Source organism: Pseudomonas vancouverensis (genome assembly GCF_004348895.1).
Taxonomy (GTDB): domain Bacteria; phylum Pseudomonadota; class Gammaproteobacteria; order Pseudomonadales; family Pseudomonadaceae; genus Aquipseudomonas; species Aquipseudomonas vancouverensis.
Genome location: NZ_RRZK01000012.1, coordinates 64,129 through 88,588 on the forward strand (window position 1 = coordinate 64,129; position 24,460 = coordinate 88,588).

The 24,460-nt window shown below is 61.0% G+C and carries 20 protein-coding genes; 4 read left to right on the plus strand and 16 right to left on the minus strand.

Going from position 1 to position 24,460, the window contains the following annotated elements:
* Positions 1-21 precede the first annotated feature (21 nt).
* From EIY72_RS12255 to glgA, 4 genes are read right to left on the minus strand one after another with little or no spacing between them, the layout of a single operon-like run.
* Positions 22-2,817: a malto-oligosyltrehalose synthase gene (locus EIY72_RS12255; RefSeq protein WP_093221580.1), complete on the minus strand. Its 2,796-nt coding sequence runs from the start codon at positions 2,815-2,817 to the stop codon at positions 22-24.
* Entirely contained in the window at positions 2,814-4,892 is a 2,079-nt protein-coding gene (malQ, locus tag EIY72_RS12260; RefSeq protein ID WP_093221576.1) for a 4-alpha-glucanotransferase, read from the minus strand. The genes EIY72_RS12255 and malQ overlap by 4 nt, the downstream gene beginning before the upstream one ends.
* Positions 4,885-6,684 (minus strand): malto-oligosyltrehalose trehalohydrolase, encoded by a 1,800-nt coding sequence (treZ, locus tag EIY72_RS12265; RefSeq protein ID WP_132680134.1) that lies wholly within the window; start codon positions 6,682-6,684, stop codon positions 4,885-4,887. Before treZ ends, malQ begins: the two co-directional genes overlap by 8 nt.
* A gap of 11 nt (positions 6,685-6,695) precedes the next feature.
* The gene (glgA, locus tag EIY72_RS12270) at positions 6,696-8,279 is read right to left on the minus strand and encodes a glycogen synthase GlgA (protein WP_093221571.1); all 1,584 of its coding nucleotides are present in this window, start codon (positions 8,277-8,279) and stop codon (positions 6,696-6,698) included.
* 560 nt (positions 8,280-8,839) lie between these two features.
* Here glgA and EIY72_RS12275 point away from each other — a divergent pair.
* Complete coding sequence (locus EIY72_RS12275; RefSeq protein WP_093221564.1) at positions 8,840-9,652, plus strand: crotonase/enoyl-CoA hydratase family protein; 813 nt, start codon at positions 8,840-8,842, stop codon at positions 9,650-9,652.
* 6 nt (positions 9,653-9,658) lie between these two features.
* On the plus strand, positions 9,659-10,489 hold the full coding sequence (gene nudC / locus EIY72_RS12280; protein WP_093221557.1) for an NAD(+) diphosphatase: 831 nt from the start codon (positions 9,659-9,661) through the stop codon (positions 10,487-10,489).
* Here nudC and EIY72_RS12285 read toward each other — a convergent pair.
* The 3 genes from EIY72_RS12285 to EIY72_RS12295 form a co-directional block, all read right to left on the minus strand.
* The gene (locus EIY72_RS12285) at positions 10,457-11,236 is read right to left on the minus strand and encodes a TSUP family transporter (protein WP_093221554.1); all 780 of its coding nucleotides are present in this window, start codon (positions 11,234-11,236) and stop codon (positions 10,457-10,459) included. The genes nudC and EIY72_RS12285 overlap by 33 nt on opposite strands.
* 130 nt (positions 11,237-11,366) lie before the next feature.
* Positions 11,367-11,843, minus strand: a complete 477-nt coding sequence (locus EIY72_RS12290) for a nuclear transport factor 2 family protein (protein ID WP_093230553.1) — start codon at positions 11,841-11,843, stop codon at positions 11,367-11,369.
* Between the two features lie 45 nt (positions 11,844-11,888).
* Positions 11,889-12,455, minus strand: coding sequence for a TetR/AcrR family transcriptional regulator (locus EIY72_RS12295; protein WP_093221549.1), 567 nt, complete (start codon positions 12,453-12,455; stop codon positions 11,889-11,891).
* A 216-nt stretch (positions 12,456-12,671) separates the two neighbouring features.
* Between EIY72_RS12295 and pssA the strand changes: the two genes are divergently transcribed.
* Positions 12,672-14,015 (plus strand): CDP-diacylglycerol--serine O-phosphatidyltransferase, encoded by a 1,344-nt coding sequence (gene pssA, locus EIY72_RS12300; protein ID WP_093221544.1) that lies wholly within the window; start codon positions 12,672-12,674, stop codon positions 14,013-14,015.
* A gap of 103 nt (positions 14,016-14,118) precedes the next feature.
* Here the strand turns inward: pssA and efeO (EIY72_RS12305) are convergent, their stop codons facing one another.
* The 4 genes from efeO (EIY72_RS12305) to efeU are packed head-to-tail and all read right to left on the minus strand — an operon-like array spanning position 14,119 to position 18,350.
* Positions 14,119-14,943: an iron uptake system protein EfeO gene (gene efeO / locus EIY72_RS12305; RefSeq protein ID WP_093221541.1), complete on the minus strand. Its 825-nt coding sequence runs from the start codon at positions 14,941-14,943 to the stop codon at positions 14,119-14,121.
* 30 nt (positions 14,944-14,973) lie between these two features.
* Positions 14,974-16,284, minus strand: a complete 1,311-nt coding sequence (gene efeB, locus EIY72_RS12310) for an iron uptake transporter deferrochelatase/peroxidase subunit (RefSeq protein ID WP_093221537.1) — start codon at positions 16,282-16,284, stop codon at positions 14,974-14,976.
* An 18-nt stretch (positions 16,285-16,302) separates the two neighbouring features.
* Positions 16,303-17,502: an iron uptake system protein EfeO gene (gene efeO, locus EIY72_RS12315; protein WP_093221532.1), complete on the minus strand. Its 1,200-nt coding sequence runs from the start codon at positions 17,500-17,502 to the stop codon at positions 16,303-16,305.
* Between the two features lie 8 nt (positions 17,503-17,510).
* Positions 17,511-18,350: an iron uptake transporter permease EfeU gene (gene efeU / locus EIY72_RS12320; RefSeq protein WP_093221527.1), complete on the minus strand. Its 840-nt coding sequence runs from the start codon at positions 18,348-18,350 to the stop codon at positions 17,511-17,513.
* A 362-nt stretch (positions 18,351-18,712) separates the two neighbouring features.
* On the opposite strand from efeU, the gene EIY72_RS12330 reads away from it, so the two are divergent.
* Entirely contained in the window at positions 18,713-19,729 is a 1,017-nt protein-coding gene (locus EIY72_RS12330; protein WP_093221523.1) for an AraC family transcriptional regulator, read from the plus strand.
* Positions 19,730-19,731: 2 nt separating this feature from the next.
* On the opposite strand, the gene EIY72_RS12335 is transcribed toward EIY72_RS12330, so the two are convergent.
* The 5 genes from EIY72_RS12335 to EIY72_RS12355 all read right to left on the minus strand — a co-directional run bounded on the left by EIY72_RS12335 (position 19,732) and on the right by EIY72_RS12355 (position 24,439).
* Positions 19,732-20,277 (minus strand): GNAT family N-acetyltransferase, encoded by a 546-nt coding sequence (locus EIY72_RS12335; protein ID WP_093230550.1) that lies wholly within the window; start codon positions 20,275-20,277, stop codon positions 19,732-19,734.
* 28 nt (positions 20,278-20,305) lie between these two features.
* Positions 20,306-20,776 carry an LEA/WHy family protein gene (locus tag EIY72_RS12340; RefSeq protein WP_093221519.1) on the minus strand — a complete coding sequence of 157 codons (471 nt, stop codon included), beginning with the start codon at positions 20,774-20,776 and terminating at the stop codon, positions 20,306-20,308.
* 59 nt (positions 20,777-20,835) lie between these two features.
* Positions 20,836-22,308 (minus strand): nucleobase:cation symporter-2 family protein, encoded by a 1,473-nt coding sequence (locus tag EIY72_RS12345; protein ID WP_093230547.1) that lies wholly within the window; start codon positions 22,306-22,308, stop codon positions 20,836-20,838.
* 93 nt (positions 22,309-22,401) lie between these two features.
* Positions 22,402-23,097: an HPP family protein gene (locus tag EIY72_RS12350; RefSeq protein ID WP_093221514.1), complete on the minus strand. Its 696-nt coding sequence runs from the start codon at positions 23,095-23,097 to the stop codon at positions 22,402-22,404.
* Positions 23,098-23,257: 160 nt separating this feature from the next.
* The gene (locus tag EIY72_RS12355) at positions 23,258-24,439 is read right to left on the minus strand and encodes an MFS transporter (RefSeq protein WP_093221509.1); all 1,182 of its coding nucleotides are present in this window, start codon (positions 24,437-24,439) and stop codon (positions 23,258-23,260) included.
* Positions 24,440-24,460: the final 21 nt, after the last annotated feature.

Genomic DNA, 24,460 nt, shown 5'->3' on the forward strand with positions numbered 1-24,460 from the left:
CGCAATGCTCCTGAACTGAACTCAAGTGTGGGCAATTTGGATAAAGAGATTGACCGGGAAATCCCCCAGCGCGGCGCTGATCATCAGCTCCCTGTTTTTTGTGACTGCGACGCTTGAAAAAAGTCCCTTCAGATTTTCCTCGGCGCCGGTGAACGGCAACCTGACCCGGGTATCGCCCCACAGCAGCGCGTCGATCCGTGGTTCGGCACTGTTTTCCAGCAACCCGGCGCTGCGTATCGGCACAATCACGATGGCGCGTTCTGCCTCCCGTTCACGTATGAAAGCCAGCACTCGATGGGCTTCGCTGCCCACCACTTCAAGGGGCTGATAAGTCCCTCGTTGAAACAATTCGCTGTGTTCGCCACGTCGCTGCAGGGTGCGCGCAATCAGGGCCTGCTTGATGCGCCCGTCGTGCCAGCTCGCCAGCAGTGTCGATGGATCGATTGCTTGCTCCAGGGTTTGCTGGCGCATCGAGAAATCCACCGGGCGACGGTTGTCCGGGTCGACGAGGCTGAAGTCCCAGAACTCATTGCCCTGATACAGATCCGGCACTCCCGGCACCGTCATGCGCAGCAAGGTTTGCGCCAAACCGTTGAGCGCACCGGGCGCGGCGATGGACCGCGCGGCCTTGTCGAGGGCGATGCGCAGAAACTCGCCTTCGGCGCTCAGCAACAGGCGCTGGATGAAACGCTCGGTGGCTTGCTCGTAGGCCTCGTTCGGCGCACTCCAGCTGCTTTGCAGTTTGGCCTCACGCAAAGCCTTGCGTTGCCACTGCCAGAGGCGTTCGTTGTAGCGCTCAAGTGCTGCTTGATCGCCGAGGTGCAGGTCCAGCGGCCAACTGCCGAGCAGCACTTGATAGAGGATCAGTTCATCGCCCGCCGACGGCATCTGATCGTCGTCGCGCAGCGGGCGGGCGAGGGCGCGCCACAGGCCGATCTGGTCGGCGTACCAGGCTGCGCGTTCGCTCAACACGGCCAGGCGCGCGCGGCTGTCTTCGCCGCGCTTGTGATCGTGGGTGGCCGTGGCCAGCAGGTTGTCGGGGAAGGTTGCCAGGCGGTTGCTGCAGGCAGCATGGAAGTCGGCCACCGGGGCACTGAACTGCTCGGTGCTGAAGCCCACGTCATTGCGCGACAGCAGCACCGCCGAGCGATAGAACGCAGTGTCTTCCACGGCCTTGGCTGCTGTAGGAGAGGTCAGTTGCTGGAAGCGCACGCAGGCATGTTTGAGGCGCTTTCGTTGGCGACCGGCCGGACGACCACGCCAAGGTTCGCCGCCAAGCCAACGGGCCAGGCAATCGAGCACCGGCCAATCGGCTTCGCTGAGTGAATGGCGGGCACCTTCCATGGCGCGCTGGAAGAACGGCTCATCCTGGGCACAACGCCCCAAGGCGTTGATGTAGGTGCGATACACCGGGAACTGCACAATCAACGCCAACAAGGCCCGGCGAATGGCGCCGAGGGTCAGGTCGCGGGTCATCAAGTCGTCACGCGCCACTTGCAGCAAAGCCTGGGCGACGCTTTCGAAATCCCCGGCCAGGGAACCGCTGAGGATTTGCTGCCGGGCCAACGCGGTTTCTTCAGCGAAAACCGCCGGCCGGTCGCTGTAACGCTGCCAGACCTTGGCCAACGGTTCGAAGCCCTGCGGATCGTGTTGCAAGAGCGAGAGCTGGTTCATGAATTCGTAGCCGGTGGTGCCGTCCACCGACCAGTCGCGATGCAGGGTTTCACCTGCACCGAGAATCTTCTCGACGAAGATCGGCAAGTGCCGGCCCGGTGTCAGGCTGTCGGCCCGACGGCGCAACTTGCGGCAGTAGCCGCGCGGGTCGGCCAGACCGTCGATATGGTCGATGCGCAGGCCATCGATCAGGCCTTGTTCGATCAGCTGGAAGATCTTCGCGTGGGTGGCTTCGAACACTGCCGGGCGTTCGACACGCAGGCCGCCCAATTCGTTGACATCGAAGAACCGCCGCCAGTTGATGTCATCGGCGGCGGTGCGCCAACTGGCCAGGCGATAACTTTGCCGCTCCAGCAGATTGTGCAGTTGCTGGAAGCCTTCGCTTTGCACCGAATCGTAGTGGGTGAGGCGTTGTTCGATGGCCTGGAGGATGAGCGGATCGGTGGCCAGGTCGCGCAACTCTGACTTCAGGCCAACCGCCAGGCCATGGGCGTCGGTCTGATAGCCAAGGGTATTGAAACGATCCGCCAGTGCCTTGAGCTGTTGGGCATGTTCGGCATCGAGTGTCGCGTCGACCTTGAGCAGTTCCCCGTAATCGCTGGGGCAGATCGGAAAACGGTGATCGTAGTGCTCGACGTGGAAGCTGCCATGCCAGGGGTCGAACTTGAGGGGCAGGTTGCCTTCCTGCAACGCCACGCCATAGTCGCTGCCGAGAAACGGCAGCAGCAACTGGCCTTCCATCAACGGATCGGGCGAGTGCCATTGAATGTCGAAAAACTCGCCGTAGGGGCTCAAACGACCCCATTCGAGCAAGTCCAGCCACCAGGGATTGTCACTGCCACCGACCGCCATGTGGTTGGACACGATGTCGAGGATCAAGCCCATGTTGTGCGTGTGCAAGGTATTGACCAATTGCCGCAGCGCCGTTTCGCCACCCAGTTCCGGGTTGACCCGGGTCGGGTCGACCACGTCGTAGCCGTGCATGGAGCCGGCACGGGCGCGCAGCAACGGTGATGCGTAAACATGGCTGATGCCCAGCCGTGCGAAATACGGCACCAGCGGCAAGGCATCTTCCAGGGTGAATCCCTTGTGAAATTGCAGGCGCAGGGTCGCCCGCAGCGGGCGTTCGATCACTTGCATCATCGGTCACGCTCGGCGGCCTGCAGCCGTGCGCAGGCCAGCAGTTCCAGACGTCGGGCAGCGTCCGGGCTGTCGAGCAGCGCTTCGCTGTATCCGGGCATGCGCCGCGACCAGTTGGGGTGAGTGTCGATGGTGCCCGGCAAGTTGGCTTGCTGTTCGACACCCAGTGCATCCTCCAGCGGCAGTAGCACCAGTGGCGCTCGGGTGTGGCCAAGGAAACGCACACTGGCATCCAGCACCTGATCGGTTTCGTGGGACTCTTCGCGGAAGTTCTGCGGGTCCTGGCTCAGGGCCCGGCGCAGGCCTTCGCGTTCGCGTTCGCGGTGTTGGCGCCATTCGATCTCGCCGCTGGCATCGACCATGCCCAGGCGTGCGTTCCAGTCGATGTCGCGCCCATGCCACCAGCCATTGAGGGTGGGCAGGTCATGGGTACTGGTGGTCGCCAGAGCGTTGTCCGGCCAGTCGAGGATGGGTTTGAAGTGGGTGTTGTCCTGTTCGAACAGCAACACGCGCATGCCGAGCATCGAGCGGGCGATGAGTTTTTCCCGCAGGCCATCGGGTACGGTACCGAGGTCTTCGCCCAGGACGATGGCCTGATGGCGATGGGATTCGAGGGTCAGCAGGCGCAACAGATCGTCTACCGGGTAATACAGGTAAGCGCCGTCGGCCGGTGGCGCACCGTTGGGGATCACCCACAGCCGTTGCAGGCCCATGACGTGGTCGATGCGCAAGCCGCCACTGTGGGCGAAGTTGGCCCGCAGCATTTCGATGAACGCACGGAAGCCATTGCGCACCAGGCCTTCGGGGGAAAACGCGGAGATCCCCCAGCCCTGACCCTGGCGATTGAGAATGTCCGGCGGCGCGCCGACGGTGAGGGATGCCAGCAACTCGTCCTGACGGCTCCAGGCCTGGCTGCCGCCGCCATCGGCACCGACGGCCAGGTCGGCGATCAGACCGATGCTCATGCCACTGCTGCGGGCAGCCGCCTGGGCTCGTTCCAGACAGCGGGCGATCAGCCATTGGCAAAAGGCGAAGAAACCGATGCGCCCGGCATTCTCCTCGGCAAATTCCGCCAGCGCCGCGCTGCGCGGATTGCGCCACTGTTCGGGCCACTCGCGCCAGTCGGGGTTTTCACCGCGTGCGGTGCGCGCCTCCTGGATGGCTTCGAAGCGGCAATGGTTTTCCAGGGCTTCGCCACCGGCATGGCGGAAGCTGCTGAAATCTTCGTGCAAGGGGTGCTCGCCCTGGACGAAACCTTCGTACAGCGCTTGCAGCACCCGATGCTTGGCTTCGGCTGCCGCTGGCCAGTCGATCAGCGGACGTTCTTCCAGTGCCTGCAACTCGGCCGCGAGCCCGGTGGCATCGATCGCCGTGCGCAGTGCACGCTCACCCAGAATCGCGCCGGGCGAACAATAAAGGCTATTGAGAAACAGACGGCTGGAGGGTGAGTAAGGGCTGTAGCGATGGGTGTCGCTGGAAAACATGGCGTGCAATGGACTGATCGCCAAAGCCTCCGCGCCGCGTTCACCGGCGACGCGTGCAAGGTCTTCAAGGGCCTGGGTATCACCAAAACCGCCATCGCCGGGACGGCGCAGGCCATACAACTGAACGCTCAAACCCCATGCCCGCGGAATCGGGCTGTCCACCGCATCGCCGACACTGAAGCAGCGTTCCGGGGCGACGGCGAGGGTGAAGCTTTGCCCGTCGATGCTGACCTGCTGATAGCCCACCGGGATCAGCCCCGGCAGTACCGCGTCGGCATCCAGTTTGAGGTTCAGTCGCGAACCGTCTTCAAGGTGAATTTCACAAGGCGTGTGCGGGGCGAAGTAGCGGGCCAGATCGAGGCCAACGCCGACGTCCGCGGTGATCAGTGGCGGCAGGTGCAAGGTTTGTTGCACTGCTTGCAACTCCAGCAGGCTGGCGTCGATTTCCTGGGCACTGCCGGCCGGGTGGCCAAGTCCTGTCAGTACGTTGCGCAGTACCGCGGGCGCGACTTTTTGAGGCCGTCCGTTGGCGTCGATCCAGTCCACCGCCAGACCCGCTCGGCTGGCGAGGATTTCCAGTTGCGCATCACTCATGGACGCTCTCCGTTCGGGGTAGTAATGGGGTGGCAGCCGTGAGGCTGACGAGTGCGCAGTACGGCGGCAGGTGGCCTGCTTTAAGCCGCTCTGCCGAGCCTGCTGGGGTTTCGAACAGGCATTCGGCGTCCGCCTGTGGGCTGTGGACCACCGGGTTCGCACTGAGGTTCAGGTCAATGCGCAACTGGCTGCCATCGCCCAGGCGCCAGGCTGCGCTGAGCGCACCGTCAGCCAGCACTTCGGCACTCAGGGCCTGGGCGCCGGGCAGGTTTGGCGCGATGTGCCGATGGCGCAGTTGCAGCAGGTGTCGATAAAAGTCGTGCATTGCCGAATGCCCCGGCGGCGGCAATGTCGGTCGGGAGGCTTCGAATGTCTGCGGGTCATTCGGGTCGGGGATGTGTTCGCGTTGATGCGGGTCGGTGAATGCGCTGAAGCTGGCGAACTCGTTGCGCCGTCCGTCCCGTACAAGTTTGGCCAGGTCGCCGTGGTGGCTGGTAAAGAACAGGAAGGGTTGTTCGACGGCGTATTCATCGCCCATGAACATCAGCGGAATCATCGGCGACAGTAGCAACAATACGGTGGCCGCCTGCAACGCCTGCGGGTGCGCCAATTGATGCAGGCGTTCGCCAAAGGCGCGGTTGCCGATCTGGTCGTGATTCTGCAAAAACAGGATGAAGGCACTGGGCGGCAAATGCCCGCTGGGTTCGCCGCGGGCAACGCCGTGTTGATTGATGTGGCCCTGGAATACGAAACCCTGGCTCAGGCAGCGGGCCAATTGTGCGGTGGGGTTTTGCGCGTAGTCGGCGTAATAGGCTTCGGTTTCGCCAGTCAGCAGAACGTGCAGGGCGTTGTGGCCGTCGTCATTCCATTGCGCGTCAAAACCCTGTTCCAACAGGCTGGCCTGGTTATGTTCGTTTTCCAGCAACAGCCAGACATTCCGTTGCGGGTCGACCTGGCCACGTATGCGCTGTGCCATCTCCTGGAGAAAATCCGGGTCTTCGATGGCGTGCACGGCGTCGAAGCGCAAGCCGTCGAAACGGTACTCCAACAGCCACATCAAGGCATTTTCAATGAAGAAGTCGCGCACCTCGCGCTGGCGAAAATCGATGGCGGCCCCCCACGGGGTGTGTTTGTCTTCGCGGAAAAACTGTTTGGCGTACCGGTGCAGGTAGTTGCCGTCCGGGCCGAAGTGGTTGTAGACCACGTCGAGAATCACCGCCAGCCCGAGACCATGGGCCGTGTCGATGAGGTGTTTGAGTTGCTCGGGTGTGCCATAGGACGCTTGGGGCGCAAACGGCAGCGCGCCGTCGTAGCCCCAATTGCGCTCGCCGGGAAATTGCGCCAGCGGCATCAGTTCGATGGCCGTGACGCCCAACTCGGCCCAGCGCGCCAGATGCTGCTCGACCGCGCTGAAGCCGCCGAGCGCACCGACGTGCAATTCGTAGATCACCGCTTGGTGCCACGGGCGACCGAGCCAGGCGCCGTGTTGCCACTGATAGGCCAACGGATCGACCACCACGCTTGGCTGCTGGAGGCCACCGGCCTGGGCACGGGAAGCCGGGTCGGGCACCTCCAGTTCGCCGTCGATGTTGTAGCGATAACGTGTGCCGGCCGGGCAGCGGGTGTTGCTGACGAACCAGCCGTTTTCCTGGGGCAACAACGGCAAGGACTGTCCATTGTCCAGTTCGACACTGACGTAAAACGCATCGGGCGCCCACAACGCGAATCGCGTGTGCTCGGAGTCCAGCATGATTGCGCCGTGGGGCCAGGTTTCGAGGGTCCGTAACGGCATCTTCAAATCCCTTAGTGTTTGTGCAATTTCCCCAGTGCCTTGGCCACCAGCTGTTCGTAAAGCTCGGCGTAGGGTTCGACCGCCTTGCACCAGTTGAACGGTGCCGCCATGGCCCGGCAACGCATGGCGTGCAACAGGTCCGGGAAGGCGAACACCTTGAACGCCCGGCTCAGGGCTTCCTGATAGCTTTCCACCGTGGATTCGTCGAACAGGAACCCGGTCACGCCGTTCTCGATGGTGTCGGCCAGGCCGCCGGTATTGCGCGCCACCGGCAATGAACCGAAGCGCTGGGCGTACATCTGGCTCAGGCCGCAGGGTTCGTAGCGAGAAGGCATCAGCAGGAAGTCGCTGCCGGCGAACATGCGCCGGGCATCGGTTTCATTGAAGCCGATGCGTACGCCGATCTGCCCGGGAAAACGCAGGGCCAGTTCGCGCATCGCTTGCTCTTCTTCCGGTTCGCCGCGGCCGATGATCGCGATCTGTCCGCCGTTCTTCACGATGTATTCGGAAACGGCCTGGGTCAGGTCCAGTCCTTTCTGATAGACCAGTCGCGAGACCACAGCGAACAGCGGACCTTCGGAGTCATTCAGTTCGAACAGTTCACGCACGTGGGCAGCATTGATCGCTTTGCCTTCCCAGTCACCAATCGCAAAGGGGGCGAACAGGTGCGGATCGGTGGCTGCGTCCCAGCTCTCGTCGATGCCATTGGGGATGCCACTGAGCAGGCCTTGCTGGGTCTTGGCGGCGAGAAAGCCGTCGAGACCGCAGCCGAAGTCCGGCGTGGTGATTTCCTGGGCATAGGTCGCGCTGACTGTGGTGATGTGGCTCGAATACGCCATGCCGGCCTTGAGGAATGACATCTTGCCGTAGAACTCCATGCCTTCCTGTTGCAGAGCGTGATGAGGAATACCCAGTTCGGGGCAAGAGCCCAGGCTGGTCACGCCCTGGTAGGCCAGGTTATGGATAGTGAACAGCGTCGGGGTGCGCTGGCCACGCCAATGCATATAAGCGGGCGCCAGGCCAGCCGGCCAGTCGTGGGCGTGCACCAGGTCCGGGCACCAATGAATTTGTGCGAGGTTGGCGGCGATATCGGCGGCCGCCAGGCCCAGGCGGGCGAAACGGATGTGGTTGTCCGGCCAGTCGCGGCCGTTATTGGCGCCGTAAGGTGAACCTTCGCGCTCGTAGAGTTCAGGGCAGATCAACACGTAAATGACCAGACCGTCGGGCATGTCCATGCGCCCGATCTTGCACGGTGGCAGCGCGGCGTGGCCGCCCAGTTCACCGATGATGTGAATCGGATTCTCGCTGTGCAGCACCTGCGGATAACCGGGGATCAGCACGCGCACGTCATGCAGGTGGGCCATGGCCCGGGGCAGGGCGGCGGACACGTCGCCCAGGCCGCCGGTTTTCACCAGGTCGGCGATCTCCGAGGTGACGAACAACACTTTCTTGCGGTTGGGGTTTGGATGCGCCACCGGGGTCAGCGTCCTGGTGCCTGGGGCACTGACCGGGTGGTTATTTGCGGCAGTCACGGCGTTCGATTCGCCGACCTGATGAGCACGCTCTCCCTGTATTTCCAAAGCCGTACCGATCATATGAATCTCCCGTGTTGTTGATCTGATTCTTGGGTCTGGTAAACGGTGCTTCATGGCCAATATCCCTTGGCCGGACGCAATCGCGCTGCGCATCGGTGGGCAAGCATGCCCAATGCGTAGAAGCAGAATGGGTAAATGGGCCGTTGCAAAGATTGCACCAGTCGCAACGCACCTGCCTTTCAGAGGACCGATCAGGAACAGTAAAAGTTTCGACTATTTTTCCACTTTGTGACCGACCGGTTTCTGCTCGAGAAAATGAGTCTAGGCCAGAACTTAGAGCGGTAAAGGGCGAATGGCAAAATTGTTCGACAATCGGTTTGAAGCGGTACGGACGTGCAGGAATGAACGGTAATCGCCCCGACGAAGTGCATGTTTTTGTGCTTTTTTGCTGCGAAAAGTCATAGGGCAGTCACATTAGTGTGCGAGGTGATTTTCGCTGTCTGCACCTTATTGGTGCGGTGGCCGTCAGTCCCGTATTTGGCCGAAGCACGGCCTTACTGATGGCGGTGCCACCTTGTTATAGTTCCGACCTCATTTTTGCCTGCAAAAGGATCACCGGCATGTCCCAGTACACCGCGTTCAACGTCGAACTGGCGGATAAAATCGCCCACGTGCAGATCAACCGTCCGGAAAAGATCAATTCGATGAACGCCGCGTTCTGGAGCGAGATCGTCGATATCTTCCAGTGGATCGATGACACCGACGAAGTGCGTGTGGTGGTCCTCAGTGGTGCAGGCAAGCATTTCTCCTCCGGCATCGACCTGATGATGCTCGCCGGCGTGGCCAATGAACTGGGCAAGGACGTCGGTCGTAACGCGCGCCTGTTGCGGCGCAAGATCCTCAACCTGCAAGCCTCCTTCAATGCCGTCGACAATTGCCGCAAACCGGTGCTCGCGGCTATTCAGGGTTACTGCCTGGGTGGCGCCATCGACCTGATTGCCGCTTGCGACATGCGCTATGCCGCGCAGGACGCACAGTTCTCGATCAAGGAGATCGACATTGGCATGGCCGCCGATGTCGGCACGCTGCAACGCTTGCCGCGGATCATCGGTGACGGCATGCTGCGTGAACTGGCTTACACGGGGCGCACTTTCGGCGCCGAGGAAGCGCGGGGCATGGGCCTGGTGAATCGGGTCTATGAGGACAGCGCCAGCCTGCTCGACGGCGTCATGGGCATCGCCCGGGATATTGCCAGCAAGTCACCGATTGCCGTCACCGGCACCAAGGAGATGATCAGTTATATGCGCGATCATCGCATCGATGACGGCCTCGAATACGTCGCTACCTGGAACGCCGCCATGTTGCAATCCAACGATCTGCGCGTGGCCATGGCCGCCCACATGAGCAAACAGAAACCTGAATTTCTGGATTGATTAACCATGATTTCTCGCTGGACCACTGCAGTACTGGACACCGATCAACCCGGCGGCTGGGCCGTGGCACGCAGCCCCGAGGGCTTTCTGTTCGATGACAACGGCGCACTGTTCCCGCGGGAATGGCTAAAGCGTCAGGACCTGTCGGTGCTGACCGAACATGGCATCGGCCATCTTGATGGTGAGCCGGTGTACCTGCTGGAGTTGCGCAGTGCCAGTGATGTACCGGGTTGCGGCTGGAAAGGCCTGCGCGCATTCATGCTCGAAGGCGATCATACGCTGTACAAGGTGCTCGGTTATGCCGCGCAGATCGGTACCTGGGCCCGAGAGCACCGTTTTTGCGGCAACTGCGGCCAGGCAATGACGCAAGTGCCGGGGGAGCGGGCGATGTACTGCCAGCCGTGCGATTTGCGCAGTTACCCGCGCATTTCGCCGAGCATGATCGTGCTGGTCACCCGTGGCGATGAAATCCTCCTGGCGCGTTCGCCACGCTTTGTCACCGGGGTCTACAGCACCTTGGCCGGGTTTGCCGAACCGGGTGAGTCGGCCGAGGACTGTCTGATTCGCGAGGTACGCGAAGAAGTACGGATCGAGGTGAAGAACATCCAGTACCTGGGCAGCCAGTGCTGGCCGTTCCCCCATTCGATGATGCTCGGCTTCCATGCCGAGTACGCCGGTGGCGAGATCGTCTGCCAGGAAGACGAGATCGAAGACGCCCAGTGGTTCAACGTACATGCGCTGCCGCCGTTGCCGGCGTCACGCTCGATTGCCCGTTACCTGATCGACGTCTACGTGGCGCGGCGTTTAGGCCACGCTGAACCAGTGCTGCCAGGCTAAACGCACAGTCAGGGCCAGGACCACGGTGATGAACACCGGGCGAATGAATTTCGCACCGCCGCTGATGGCGGTGCGGGCGCCGAAGAACGCGCCAACCATCAACGACGAGCCCATGCACAGGCCGATGATCCAGTCCACCTGACCGGAAAAGATGAACACCGACAGCGCCGCCACGTTGCTGACGAAGTTCATGCTGCGCGCCACGCCGCTGGCCTTGACCAGGTCGATGGGGTAAAGCAGCAGGCTGCTTACGGTCCAGAACGCACCGGTGCCCGGACCTGCTACGCCATCGTAAAAACCGAGGGTGAAACCCTGGGGTGATTGCCACTTTTTCTTGATCGGTGCGTCGCTGTCCAGCGGCGCTTTCGGCGTGCCGCCAAACAACAGATAGACGCCACAGGCGAAGACGATCACCGGTAGCATCTTGTTCAACCATTCCGCAGGCAGGTAATGCGCGACGATGGCGCCGGCCAGCGCACCGACCAGGGTGCCAACGATGGCGTGAATCCACTGTGCGGGATGGAACAGCTTGCGTCGGTAGAAGGTGAAGCTGGCGATGGCCGAACCGAAGGTCGAACTGAGCTTGTTGGTGCCCAGCACCAAGTGCGGTGGCAGGCCGGCGGTGAGCAGCGCCGGGGTGGTCAACAGACCGCCGCCACCGGCAATGGCATCGATGAACCCGGCGACAAAAGCGACGAGGGCCAGAATGGCCAGGGTGGACAGGTCAACGCTGAGTTCGAAAGGCATGGGATCGGCTTATTCGGCAGGAGCAAAAAAAAGACTGCGGGGAAGGGGGCACATCTTACCGGCCTGCACGCCACAAAACCAATGTGGGAGCGAGCAGGCTCGCTCCCGGCGGGTTTAAAGTGAATCCGGGTTATAGACCAAGATCCGACAACCCCGGATGATCGTCTGGTCGACGCCCCAGCGGCCAACGGAACTTGCGCTCGCTTTCCTTGATCGGCAGGTCGTTGATGCAGGCGAACCGGTGCGCCATCAGGCCGTCCTCGTTGAACTCCCAGTTCTCGTTGCCGTAGGAACGGAACCAGTTGCCCGAGTCGTCGTGCCACTCATAGGCGTAGCGCACGGCGATGCGGTTGTCGGTAAACGCCCAGAGTTCCTTGATCAGTCGATAGTCCAACTCCTTGGCCCATTTGCGGGTCAGAAAGGCTTTGGCTTCTTCGCGGTTGTGGGCGAACTCGGCGCGATTGCGCCACTGGGTGTCGAGGGTGTAGGCGAGGGAAACGCGCTCGGGGTCACGGGAGTTCCAGCCGTCTTCGGCCAGGCGAACTTTTTCGATGGCGGACTCGCGGGTAAAAGGGGGCAATGGCGGACGAACTTGTGGGTCGGGCATTTTCATATCTCCGTTTCAAGTTGGCGTTCAGTCAGGATGTTTCGGTTACTTCAGGTTCAATAAGGTCCTGGCAATCTGCTGCGCGTTATCGGCGGCCTGGTGATCACCCATGACCAGCGCCACGGTGATGGCACCGTCAATCAGGATCAGCAATTGACTGGCCAGGGTGTCGGGATCCTGTACGCCATGCTCGACGCATAACTCCCGTACATACTCGAGCAACTTGCGTTTGTGTTCTTTTGCCAGCAACCGCACCGGATCGTGTGGGTCACCGGTTTCGCCGCTGGTGTTGATGAAGGCGCAGCCGCGAAAACCTTCGGACTCAAACCACGACTTGAGCACGGTAAACAGGTTGAGCAGGCGCCCGGCCGGGGTCTCGGCATTACCGACTTCACTTCTGTACCAGTGCATCCAGCGTTCATCCCGGCGCTGTAACGCGGCGAGAACAAGGTCGTCCTTGTTGGTGAAGTAACGGTAGATGCTTTTCCTGGAAACGCCGGCAGTCTTCACCAGCAGGTCCATGCCGGTGGCGGCGATGCCGATCTTGTAGATCAGTTTTTCGGTGACGTCGAGAATGACGTCGCGTGTTTCATTGCTGGTTATGTCGTTCATGAAAACTACAGTAGAACGAACGTTCTCCATTATCAATTCATATTTACTGGAGTCTGATAGATGGTCTTCACGAGCAAGCTCGGTTCCACAAGGGGAACGCATTTCAAATGCGGGAGGGAGATAGTTTGTGAAGGGATATTACAGTCTGTAACAAGACCCGGGCCGAGTGATGGTGTAAGCTCTCGGGTTCTTCGGAATCGACCCATTGCGAGCCCTATGCCGTCGCTTTTCAAACGCTCCCTGCTGCCCAAACTGCGCAGTTTTCCGTTGTCCGCCGAGGCGGTCAGCATCCTCTCCGGCGCTGCCGAATTTCGTCGATGCCTGCTGGAAAAAATCGCCGGCGCTACTCAGCGCATCTACATCGTTGCGCTGTATCTGCAACAGGACGAGGCCGGCCAGGAAATTCTCGATGCCCTGCATGCGGCCAAGCTGGCGCGTCCTGAACTGGACGTGGTGGTCGTCGTCGATTGGTTGCGCGCCCAGCGCGGCTTGATCGGTGCGGGCAAGCAGCCGGGCAATGCGGCCTGGTATCAGGAAATGACCCGCACCCACGCCAGCGAAGTGCCGGTGTATGGCGTACCGGTGCAGACCCGCGAACTGTTCGGCGTGCTGCACCTCAAAGGCTTCGTGATCGATGACTGCGTGATCTACAGCGGTGCGAGCCTGAATAACGTTTACCTGCACAAGTTCGACAAGTACCGCTACGACCGCTATCACCTTTTGCACAACCGCGCGCTCGCCGACTCGATGCAGCACCTGGTGCAGCACGGTCTGGTTGCCTCGAAAGCCGTGCACCGCCTTGATCTGCCGAACCTGCCGACCACGCGCAGCTTGCGCGGCGACATTGGTGATTTGCGCAGTCGCCTCAAGCATGCGGCGTATGACACCACGGCTGGCACGCAGGAAAAAACCGGGTTGACGGTCAGCCCGCTACTCGGCGTCGGCAAGAACAATCCGTTGAGTCGGGTGATTTGTGAGTTGATCGCCAGCGCCCAGGATCAACTGACCATCTGCACGCCGTACTTCAACTTGCCTTTGGCGGTGACCCGGGAAATTAACCGCGCGCTGGCCCGTGGAGTGAAGATCGACATCGTGGTCGGCGACAAGACCGCCAACGACTTCTACATTCCACCGAGCGAGCCGTTCAAGGTGATTTCGGCGTTGCCTTACCTGTACGAAATCAGCCTGCGCCGATTCGCCAAGCGGCATCAATCGCACATCGATAAAGGCCAGTTGAACCTGCATCTGTGGCGTGATGGCGACAACACCTATCACCTCAAGGGCATGTGGGTCGATCAGCGTTACACTTTGCTGACCGGCAACAACCTCAATCCGCGGGCGTTTCGTCTGGATCTGGAAAACGCCTTGCTGATCGATGATCCGCAAAGCGAGCTGGTGGGGCCGCGGCGCAATGAGCTGGCGGAAATTTTCCAGCACACCCGTCGTATCGAGCGCTTCCAGGACCTGGAAACCCTCGTCGAATACCCGGCCGGGGTGGCCAAGTTTCTCAAGCGTGTGAGCCGTGTGCGGATCGAGCGGTTGCTTTATCGCATGTTGTAAAAACGCCAAGCGCGAGCAGGCTCGCTCCTACAGTTTGAGTTGGAACAATCAACGTCTGTAGAAGAGAGTCTGCTCGCGTTAACGTCAGTTCAGAGCCGCAGAATCAGTTCAGACCCAACTTGCCACGCAGCGTCGACAGGTCTTCGGCCAGGGTGTTGACCGGACCAATCAATGCCTTGCGGTCGGCATCCTTCACTTTGTCGTAGGTTTCGAAACCGCCGTCCTTGGTCTTGTACTTGGCCAGGATCTTGTCCACGGTGGCGAAGTTCTTGTCGACCTTGGCGACAAAAGCCGCGTCCTGCTTCTCGATCTGCGGACGGAACAGGTCAACGATTTTCTTCGCGCCGTCGACGTTGCCCTGGAAGTCATACAGGTCGGTGTGGCTGTAGCGATCTTCCTCGCCAGACACTTTGGTCTTGGCCACTTCTTCGAGCAGCGCAGCGGCGCCACCCACGACTTTCTCAGGCGGGAAGGTCAGGCCGGCAACGCGGGCCTGCAGGTCCTTCACGTCCTTGTTCAGGCCGTCGGCCAGCTCGTCCAGGCCCTTGGTGGTCTTTTCCGAGAACAGGCTGTATTCGATGCGATGGAAACCGGTGAAGTCTTCGGCCTTCACGCCTTGTTCGTGGTCGTCGACGCGCGAATCGATGGACGCGTCGAGGTCGCTGAACAGCTCGGCAATCGGCTCGATCGACTCATAGTAAACACGGGTCGGTGCGTAGAGTTTCTTCGCCGTGGCCAGGTCGCCTTTTTTAACCGCGTCAGTGAACTGCTGGGTGTGGCTGGCCAACTCGTCCAACTGCTCGGTCACATAGATCTTGTAGTCCGAGACCGGTCCCACCAGATCCATCGGCGCTGTCGCCGCGAAAGCCGAGAACGGAGTGTTGAGCAAGCCAAGGGTCAGCATTAACGCGAGTGGTGACTTCTTCATGGGACGATTCCGAGAGGGTTGTTGTGGTTGTTAAGCAGTTGTTTTTGGTTTGTCAGCCAATTGCGTGGCTTCGAGCAGCGTGCGGCCAATGAAATCCTGGTCGCCGGTGACACCGGGTAGCGTGAAGAAATAGCCGCCGCCGACAGGCTTGAGGTATTCCTCCAGCGGTTCGCCATTGAGGCGGGTTTGCACAGTGATGAAGCCTTTTTCCAGATCGGACTGGTAGCAGATGAACAGCAGGCCCATGTCGAGTTGGCCGTTCTTGTTGACGCCGTTGGAGTAGTTGAACGGCCGGCGCAGGATCAGGTTGGCCTGGGTAGCCGCGGTGCGCGGATTGGCCAGGCGGATGTGCGCGTCGAGCTTGGTCAGCTTGCCTTGCGGGTCCTTGCTGTAGTCCGGTACTTCGCTTTCGTGAGCACCGCCCATGGGGGCGCCGGTGCTTTTGACCCGGCCGAGGATGCTTTCCTGTTCCTGCAAGGGCGTGCGGTCCCAGCGTTCGACAAAGTTGCGAATGATCCGCACCGCCTGATAACTGCCGTTGGCTGCCCAGGACGGTTCATCGCTGCCGGGTTGGACCCAGACGATCATGTCCATGGTCTGGGCATTGTTGGAGTCGGGGTTGGCGGAGCCATCGCGAAAGCCGAGGAAGTTGCGTGCACTCTGCGCTGGCACGCCGGGTTTGGCCGGGGCTTGGGGCGGCACGCTGCCTTCCTGTTTCCAGCGCACGAACAACAGGTCCGGAAGGTTCTTCACGATGTCACGCAGGGCGTGAATGTTGGTGTCGGCGGTGTTGGCGCAGAACTGGATGCTCAAGTCGCCATGGCAGCAGTCCGGCTCCAGCGAGTCGTTGGGAAAGCCGACCATGCGGACCAGGCGCTTGGGTTTGGCTTGCGCAAGGCCGAAGCGTTCGTCGAACAGCGACTCGCCCACCGAAACCGTGATGGTCAGGTTGTCCGGCGTCACCACCGGGCCGAGAATCCCCGAATCCACGGGTGGCAGCTTCGGGTCGACCTGGTTCACCGGGCCGCCCTTCATCAGGAAGGCGATGCGTTCATTGAGGGTGCGAAACAGGCGCTCCAGATCAGCGCGATCGGTGGCCAACACATCGAATGACACCAGCATGCCCGACGCCGGGCGTGGGGTGACGATGCCGCTCTGGTGCTTGCCGTGGTAGTCGTGACGGTCTTCGGTTTTTTCGCTGCTCGGTGCTTCGGTGACTTGTGCCGGGCTTGCGGCCATGGCCGGGCAGCTCAGTGCCGAGCCCGCCAGTGCCACACCGGCGGCGCCCATGCCCATCAATACGCGACGGCGCTGGAGGTTGAAGGAGTCTGAATCGTTCATCGTAAAGGGGTCTTCTGCTTACAGGCCGGAGAGGCCAAGGGCGGGATCGATTCCATCGAGTGCGGCGGCCAGTGCCTTGGCCTTGTCGGCGAGTTGCTTGCGTTGCTCGGCGCCGACTGTGTCGTAGCTGGCGTAGCCGTCATTGACCTTCAGGCCATTGAGTTCGGCGTCAACGGCGTTCAGGGCGTTGTCGATGCCCGGCAGCACATTGGCAGCGGACTTGGTCAACAACGGGCGCAACAGCTCGACGACCTTGTGGGCGACTTCGACGTTGGCGGCGAAACCGTTGAGGTCGGTATGGCTGTAGCGTTCTTCCTCGCCACTGCTGGCGCGTACATCGGCGATGCTGTTGAGATTACGCACCACAATGCTGACCAATTGCTCCGGTGGCAGTGACTGGGCCAGCAACTGTTGCTTGAGGGTGGTGACGTCACTTAGCAAGCGTTGGGCAACCGGTGTCAGGCCTTCGAGGTTGCGTTGCTGGAACAGCGCGTATTCGATGCGATGGAAACCGCCGAAATCCGCGTCCTGTTCGCGTTTCTCGAAGTAGTCGGCGCGAGCGTTGATGCTGTTGTCCAGCTCGGCCAGACGCTGGGCCGCAGGCGCCACCCGTTGGTAGGCGGCACGGGCTGGGGCATACAAGGCCTGAGCCTGGGCCAGGTCACCGGTTTCGATGGCTTGCTCGAGGGCCGTCACGGCCTTGATCAGTGCGTTGCCCTGGCTGCTCAGGTACACGCGGAATTCCGACAGCGGTCCGACAAAGGCGACCATCGAAGGCTTGGCCTTGGCCGCAGCATCCGATGCGGCAGTTGGCGTCACGTGCAAAGTGCCACGCGGATTGCTCAACAGACCACAGGTGATGACGTAGTCGCCCGGCAGCAGGTTGGCGTTGATCACCTGGCTCAGACCGGGGGCGATGTTTTCCCGCTCTTCGACCACCAGCACGCCATCGAGGATTTCCCATTCAACGGCGCGATCCGAGCGGTTGACGATGCGGAAGCTGCTACGACCGGCCGGAACCGTCAGAGCGTTGGGTTCGCAACTGTGCGGGTGGATGGTCACCAACACTTCGTCATGGTTGGCCTGGCGTTTGGCCGCGGCCATTTTCGAGGCGTAATAGAACAGGCCGCCGGCAGCGATCATCACGATCACCGAACCGGCTACCGCCCAGCGCAAGGCGCGCGGCGGGGAAGCCTGGAGTGGGGCTTGATTTGACATGGATGCCCTTACTGACTGGAAACGGAAGAAGACTGTTTGACGGGCGCGGCACTGGGCAGGAAGAACATCACCAGCGCCACCAGCAGATAAATCAGGTATGCACCGAGGGTGCTGATGGTCGGCGCGTCCTGATAGCCGAACATGCCGGCCAGCACCGAGCCCAGCGGGCCGTCCATTGGCAGCGTGGCGCTGATGTCGAACAACACGGTTTGCAGGTGATTCCAGAGGCCGGCTTCATGCAGCGCCTGCACCGAGTTGGCGAGAATGCCGGCAGCGACAACGAGAATGAACAGACCGGTCCAGCGGAAAAACGCGCTGAGGTTCAGGCGCATGCTGCCGGTGTAGATCAGGAAGCCGATGATGATGGCCAGGACCAGGCCGAGCAGGGCGCCAATCGGTGCGCTGGGGCCTTCGCTTTGCTGGAACACGGCGAGCAGGAAGAACACGGTCTCCAGGCCTTCGCGGGCGACGGCAAAGAACACCATGGCGATCAGCGCGATGACTTGATGCCTGGAACCGGTCAGGGCGTGGTCGAGGGAGACGTGTAGCGAATGCTTGATGGAACGCGCCACCTTGCGCATCCAGAACACCATGGAGCTGAGAATGCCGACGGCGATCAGGCCGACCACGCCTTCAAACAGTTCCTGTTGTTTTTGCGGGAATTCGGCGCTGACCAGTTCCAGGCCGCCACCGACCAGCAAGGCAAGGGTGATGGCGAGAAATACGCCGATCCACATCGCGGGCATCCACTGGCCGCGACCGGTCTGCTTCAGGTAACTGGCGATGATGCCAACGATCAGCGCGGCTTCGACGCCTTCGCGCAGCATGATCAAAAAGGGAACGAGCATTCAACACCGTAGGTCAGTTAGATAGGATGCTAATTTGTAACATAATGACACTCATTCTCAAACGAAGATGATTGACTTTACCTGAACGGTGGCTGAACGGCTCTGTAGGAGCGAGCACGCTCGCGATGGACTGCAGAACACCGCGAGTAGCCTGGAAGCACGCGTCATCGTTGACGACCATCGTCGGAACGCCGCCCGGAGCAAGCTCGCTCCCACAGGGATTGGCTGTGCGCATTCAATATTGATGGCGCCTGACACGCCGGTATCACCTGCAAGCCGGTTCCTACAAGGGATCTGCGCCGAGTGGGCGGTTTCGGCTAATATGCCCACCACTCAAAGAAGAACAGGGCTAACCCAGGTCAATGTCGGAAAAAGACACCATTTCCATGCAACTGGTGCGTGAGGCGCTGGCGCAAAGCTGTGCGCCGGGTGCAGCCACCGAAGAGGTGTTGAGCAAGGTTGGCATCGACCCCGCGTTGCTGCACAGAAGTGACGCCCGGGTGCCGGCCAGCGCTTATGCGCGGTTGTGGCGATTGCTCGCGCGGCGTGGCGATGACGAGTTTTTCGGCATGGACCCACGCCGGCTCAAGTCCGGCAGTTTCGAGTTCCTCTGCCGTAGCGCCATGGTCCAGCCCACGCTGGCGGCGGGATTGACCAGTGGCCTGGGGTTTCTGTCATTGATGCTGGAAAACATGCCGGCACAGTGGGTACGTCAGCAAAGCCTGGCGGAAGTCGTGTTGCTGGAAGACGACAAACAACCGCGCCGGGCCTTCACCTATTTCACCTACTGGATGATCGTTCACGGCGTCGCCTGCTGGTTGGCGGGGCGGCGAATTCCCATCCTTGCCATCGAGCTGCGTTGTCCGCGGCCGGACTTCTGTGATGATTACCAGGTGATGTTTTCCGAAAACCTGCGTTTTGATCGCCCGCGTACCCGGATGATTTTCTCGGCCGATTGCCTGGACCTGCCGATCAAGCGCAGCCCGGAAGAACTCAAGCGATTCCTCAGCCTTGCCCCGGCCAACATCCTGGTGAGGTACCGCGATCCGCAAAGCCTGGCCAGCCGCATCAAGCAGGATCTACGGCAGTTGCCCGCCGAGCTCTGGCCGGAAACCGAGGCCCTGGCCCAGCGCCTGTGCATGTCCGCCTCGACCTTGCGTCGGCGCTTGGCCGAAGAAGGCCAGACCTATCAGGGGCTCAAGGACAGTGTGCGCAAGGAACTGGCGATCGTCTGGCTCGCCGAGCCATCGATCAGTTTCGTCGAGATCGCCATGCGCCTGGGCTTTGCCGACGTCAGTTCGTTCTACAAAGCGTTTCGCAAGTGGTCGGGTTCGAATCCGGGGCATTACCGCAGCCTGATACTCAACGAGGCTGAGTAGTCTCAGCGGCGCGACTGCCATTCTTCACGGGTGATTTCCCAGGTTTCCTTGGGCAACAGGCCGGCGACAAACTGACCCTCTTCGGTGTGAATCAAGCGCATGCCCGTGCGCTCGGAAAGCTTGCGCGAGCCCAGGTTAGACGCGGCCTTGGGCACGCGGAGCACGCGTTGATCAAGCGCCGTGAACCAGTATTCGGTGACAGCAGCACTGGCTTCACTCATCAAGCCTTGACCTTGCCATTGGGGGCCAAGCCAGAAACCACGGTTGTTGTCGGGTTCGGACATCAGGCTGATGTTGCCGATCAGTTGCTCGGGGGCGGTTTTGAGGCGAATGGACCAGTGCCATTCCTCACCGCGAGCAATCGCCGGCAGCGCATTGTCACGCAAATAGCTCAGCGCGCCGTCAGCCGGGTAGGGCCACGGCACCAGGGCGTTGAGATAGCGCACCACTTCCCAGTGCGGGAATTGTTGCTGGATGGCGTCGGCGTCTGCCAGCTCCAGCGGGCGCAGGATCAGGCGTTCGGTATAGAGCGTCGGTACGGCGTCCATGTTCAGGCATTGCTCCATGCAGGCAGGCTCATCGACTGCCGGTGGCGACCCCCGGCAGGTTGAGCGTGCCACTATCGACGAAACGCGTGGTGTTGAACACCCCACCGGACAGCTTGCCGCGCAGGACATAGGGCATGTTGTTGAGGGTCTTCATCTGGCTGATGCCGTAGGTCTGGCGGATCACCGAGAACGCCGAAACGCTCACCGGTACCGTGACCACCGTGTCCGAGAAGCGTCCGATTTCGCCGCGTTCATCGCTGACCCCAGAGGCGAACGGCTGACCGTTGATGTCCAGGTCCAGGGCGACGCCGCTGTAGGTAAGGACGTTGTCATTGGGGTTCTGCACGCGGATCTTCACGGCAAAACGCACCTCCATGCCCTGGCCTTGCAAGGGCTCGACCCCGACCACGTTGATTCTCACCGGATCGCGGTTGGGCAATGACGAACAGGCGCTCAGAGCGAGCAGGGAGGACAGGATTACCGCGTGGACGCTGCGCATGGGCGTGCTCTCGAATGGAATAGGGCTGTACCGCCAGCACGGTTCAGCCCTGAGCCGTTCTAGCGGTTTGACTGTGCGACCACCGTAGCCGGGGTCGGTTCACCCTTGGCTGGCATATCCGGGTTCTGCATCACCTGGAGGACCGAGGCTTCCGGGTCGAATTCGTCTTCTTCCAGCTCGATGAATTCTTCGGGCAGGAAGATATTCAAAACGATAGCGCACAGCGCGCCAACGGTGATGGGCGATTCGAAAATGTTGTGCAGTGCCTTGGGCAGTTCACGCAACACTTCCGGCACCGCAGCCACGCCCAGGCCCATGCCGATGGAAATCGACACGATCAGCATGTTGCGCCGATGCAGGCCCGCTTCGGCAAGAATCTTGATCCCGGCAACGGCTACTGTGCCGAACATCACTAACTCGGCACCGCCCAATACGGGCTTGGGCATCAGTTGCAGCACGGCGCCGATCATCGGGAACAGGCCAAGGATCACCAACAGTCCGGCGATGAAGAACGCCACGTAACGACTGGCAACGCCGGTGAGCTGAATCACCCCGTTGTTCTGGGCGAAGGTCACCATCGGCATGCTGTTGAATACGGCTGCCATCGCCGAGTTGAGGCCGTCGGCGAGCAGGCCGGACTTGATCCGGCGGATGTAGACCGGGCCTTTCACCGGCTGACGGGAAATCATCGAGTTGGCCGTCAGGTCGCCAGCGGCTTCCAGCGGCGACACCAGGAAAATCACTGCCACCGGCACGAACGCCACCCAGTCGAACGAAAAGCCGTACTTGAACGGCACCGGCACGCTCACCAGTGGTACTTCGGGCAGGCTGTTGAAATCCACGACGCCCATCAACCAGGCAACGACGTAGCCAATCGTCAGGCCGATGACGATTGCGCCCAGGCGCAGGAACGGCACATCGACCCGGTTCAATACGACGATGGTGCCCAGCACCAGTGCTGCCAACGCGATATGGCTGGCAGCACCAAGGTCCGGCGCGCCGAAACCGCCGGCGATGTCGGTCATCGCCACCTTGATCAGTGACAGGCCCATGAGGGTGATGATGGTGCCGGTTACAACAGGGGTGATCAGCATCCGTAGCTTGCCGATGAACTGGCTCAACACCACCTCGATAAACGCTGCGAAGAAGCACACGCCGAAAATGGTCGAGAGGATTTCATCGGTTCCGCCGCCGCGGGCCTTGACCATGAAGCCGGCGCTGAGAATCACGCTGATAAAGGAAAAGCTGGTGCCTTGCAGGCAGAGCAAACCGGAACCAACCGGACCGAAACGGCGCGCCTGGACAAAGGTGCCGAGGCCGGACACGAACAGCGCCATGCTGATCAGGTAGGGAATTTCGCTTTGCAGGCCGAGGGCGCTGCCCATGATCAGTGTTGGCGTGATGATGCCGACGAAGCTGGCCAGCACGTGTTGCAGGGCGGCAAACACCGTGGCCGTCAGGTGCGGACGGTCATTGAGGCCGTAGATCAGGTCGTTGTTGCGTGTTGCTGGGGCTTTTTCGGAGGCGGTCATCATGGTTTGCGTGCCAGAAGGCGGGCCGGGTCGGAAAATGGAGGCGCAGGATGCCAGAACCACCCGACCACGGCAAAACAACCTTGGTCTTACTTACAGGCGCGGCGCCAACACTTCGCCGACACTGCGGCGTTTGGCGTGCAGTTCGCTGGCATGGATCAACTGCTCGAGGTCTTCCGGGGTCACGTCATAAAAGGCTTCCATGTCTGCCAGGGCCAGTTTCAGGTCCTGGGCAGTGATGGCCTGGCTTTCGGGTGCCGGCGTCAGCACGGCTGGTTCGCTGGCACGCTTGGGGTAACGAACCCGGGTCAGGTTGTTGTAGGCGAGGGCGCAGAGCAGCAGCGTGGTCGCGGCGAGCATCACCGGTTCCAGGGCTGTCCAGCCCATGGCAATGGTCGCGGGATCAGCCAGTACCAGCGTCAGGGCCAGCGCGCCAGCCGGTGGGTGCAGACAGCGCAGCCAACACATCAGGAACAACGCGATCCCCGCTGCCAGGCCGGCGCTGCCCAAGGTCCGCCCCAGCACATGAGCCATCAGCAATGACACCAGTGCTGCAGTCAAATAACCGCCGACAATCGACCAGGGTTGCGCGAGCGCGCCGGAGGAAACGGCAAACAACAGCACCGCCGATGCCCCCAGCGGGCCGATCAGGTGCTGCGCCACCTCGATGCCGAAGACCTGCGCGCATAACCAGACACTGAGCAGCGTTCCCAACGCCATGCCGATGGCGGCACGGCTCCATTCGGTAGGGCGGGTGTTGATGGCGGCGGGCAACCAGCGGGCAAACATGGGCGGGAACGCTCCAGAACAGAAAAAGGCAGACAAAAAAAAGGCTCAACCGGGCGTCCCGGAAAGCCTTGAAGGTGTTCCAACTATTGGGGGAGGAACGCGCACAGTGTGCCGTTCAAAAGGATTGCTGACAAATTCATATTAATGCACTTTCAATGCATTAGTTTTGCTTTGAATCTTTGCCTCGACCGCTGATGAAACACAGATAGCCGCCAAGTGCGGCAAGCGCACTCATGGCATAGAACATGGTCGGTGCCGGGGTGTGCAGCAGCAGGAAGCCGCAAATGACTGGGCTGAGTGCTCCGCCGAGCGCGGCGAGATTCTGCGCGCCGTAGTAACTGCCACGCAGTTCTTCCGGGGCCAGGGTGTCGACGAACAGAAACTCGGCGGGATAGATGATGGTTTCACCGAGGGTGAAAATGATCATCGCCACGCACCAACTGACCAGGCTATCGGCCAGGCTGAAGCCGATCAGCCCGAGTATGAACAGCGCGGTGCCGGCGACAATCCACTGCCGCAGGTGCTCGCGCTTGAGCAGGCGACCGATCTGGTATTGCAACAGAATCACGCCGATGGCATTGCAGGCGAGCAACGCCGCCATGATCTCCATGGTGTGCTGCGGGTTGCTGGTCACCAACAGATATTGCGACAGGTAAAACGTGAAGCGCCCATGCACCACGGTGCTCAACAAGCAGCCGATGGTGAACAGGATCAGCGTGCGATCGTTTTTCAGGGTGACCAGGGTCTTGAGAAAGCTTTGCGCCTGTTGCCTGACGGGCACGCCTTGAGTGTCACGGGTAATGCCGGTCAGCAGAAAAATGCTGAAGAAGGCGATGGTGGCGGCAATCAGGAACGGCGCAGTGGCGTACACACCGGCGATCAACACGCCCAGCATCGGGCCGACCGCATAGCCGATGTTGGTCAGGGTGTAGTTCAGGGAGAACGCCTTGGCGCGCTGGCCCACGGGCAGGTTTTCACTGAGGATGGCTTTTGAGCCGATTAGGAACAATGCGGTCGCGGTTTCGGTGATGATCAGGGTGAGCGTGGTGAGATAGAGGTTTTCGGCAAACGTCAGCAGCACCAGGCCGATGGCACTGGACAGCATCGCCACGATCAGCAACCGACGCTTTTCGAAACGATCGAGGATGTAGCCGCCATACAGCGACAGCAGGGTGGCGACAAATACCGCGATGCCCAGCAACAGCCCGACGTCCTGTTGGTTGAGGCCGAGCTTGCCGCTGACGAATAGCGTCAGCAACGGGCTGGTCAGGGCACGGCTGATCACGATGGTCAGCGAGCAGATCAGCAGGCGGCGGATCAGCGGGGAGTAGGTTGCGGCCACGGTGGTGAATGTCCTTATGCG

Excerpts from the sequence above, each read along its gene's own strand:
- malQ (WP_093221576.1), bottom strand. The coding sequence starts at position 4,892 with ATGAGTGATGCGCAACTGGAAATCCTCGCCAGCCGAGCGGGTCTGGCG.
- efeB (WP_093221537.1), bottom strand. The coding sequence starts at position 16,284 with ATGAACGATTCAGACTCCTTCAACCTCCAGCGCCGTCGCGTATTGATG.
- EIY72_RS12345 (WP_093230547.1), bottom strand. The coding sequence starts at position 22,308 with ATGACCGCCTCCGAAAAAGCCCCAGCAACACGCAACAACGACCTGATC.
- EIY72_RS12290 (WP_093230553.1), bottom strand. The coding sequence starts at position 11,843 with ATGCCCGACCCACAAGTTCGTCCGCCATTGCCCCCTTTTACCCGCGAG.
- EIY72_RS12285 (WP_093221554.1), bottom strand. The coding sequence starts at position 11,236 with ATGCCTTTCGAACTCAGCGTTGACCTGTCCACCCTGGCCATTCTGGCC.
- efeO (WP_093221532.1), bottom strand. The coding sequence starts at position 17,502 with ATGTCAAATCAAGCCCCACTCCAGGCTTCCCCGCCGCGCGCCTTGCGC.
- EIY72_RS12350 (WP_093221514.1), bottom strand. The coding sequence starts at position 23,097 with ATGTTTGCCCGCTGGTTGCCCGCCGCCATCAACACCCGCCCTACCGAA.
- treZ (WP_132680134.1), bottom strand. The coding sequence starts at position 6,684 with ATGCCGTTACGGACCCTCGAAACCTGGCCCCACGGCGCAATCATGCTG.
- glgA (WP_093221571.1), bottom strand. The coding sequence starts at position 8,279 with ATGATCGGTACGGCTTTGGAAATACAGGGAGAGCGTGCTCATCAGGTC.
- EIY72_RS12335 (WP_093230550.1), bottom strand. The coding sequence starts at position 20,277 with ATGGACGCCGTACCGACGCTCTATACCGAACGCCTGATCCTGCGCCCG.
- efeU (WP_093221527.1), bottom strand. The coding sequence starts at position 18,350 with ATGCTCGTTCCCTTTTTGATCATGCTGCGCGAAGGCGTCGAAGCCGCG.
- EIY72_RS12340 (WP_093221519.1), bottom strand. The coding sequence starts at position 20,776 with ATGCGCAGCGTCCACGCGGTAATCCTGTCCTCCCTGCTCGCTCTGAGC.
- EIY72_RS12275 (WP_093221564.1), top strand. The coding sequence starts at position 8,840 with ATGTCCCAGTACACCGCGTTCAACGTCGAACTGGCGGATAAAATCGCC.
- efeO (WP_093221541.1), bottom strand. The coding sequence starts at position 14,943 with ATGAAGAAGTCACCACTCGCGTTAATGCTGACCCTTGGCTTGCTCAAC.
- EIY72_RS12295 (WP_093221549.1), bottom strand. The coding sequence starts at position 12,455 with ATGAACGACATAACCAGCAATGAAACACGCGACGTCATTCTCGACGTC.
- EIY72_RS12255 (WP_093221580.1), bottom strand. The coding sequence starts at position 2,817 with ATGATGCAAGTGATCGAACGCCCGCTGCGGGCGACCCTGCGCCTGCAA.
- nudC (WP_093221557.1), top strand. The coding sequence starts at position 9,659 with ATGATTTCTCGCTGGACCACTGCAGTACTGGACACCGATCAACCCGGC.
- EIY72_RS12330 (WP_093221523.1), top strand. The coding sequence starts at position 18,713 with ATGTCGGAAAAAGACACCATTTCCATGCAACTGGTGCGTGAGGCGCTG.
- pssA (WP_093221544.1), top strand. The coding sequence starts at position 12,672 with ATGCCGTCGCTTTTCAAACGCTCCCTGCTGCCCAAACTGCGCAGTTTT.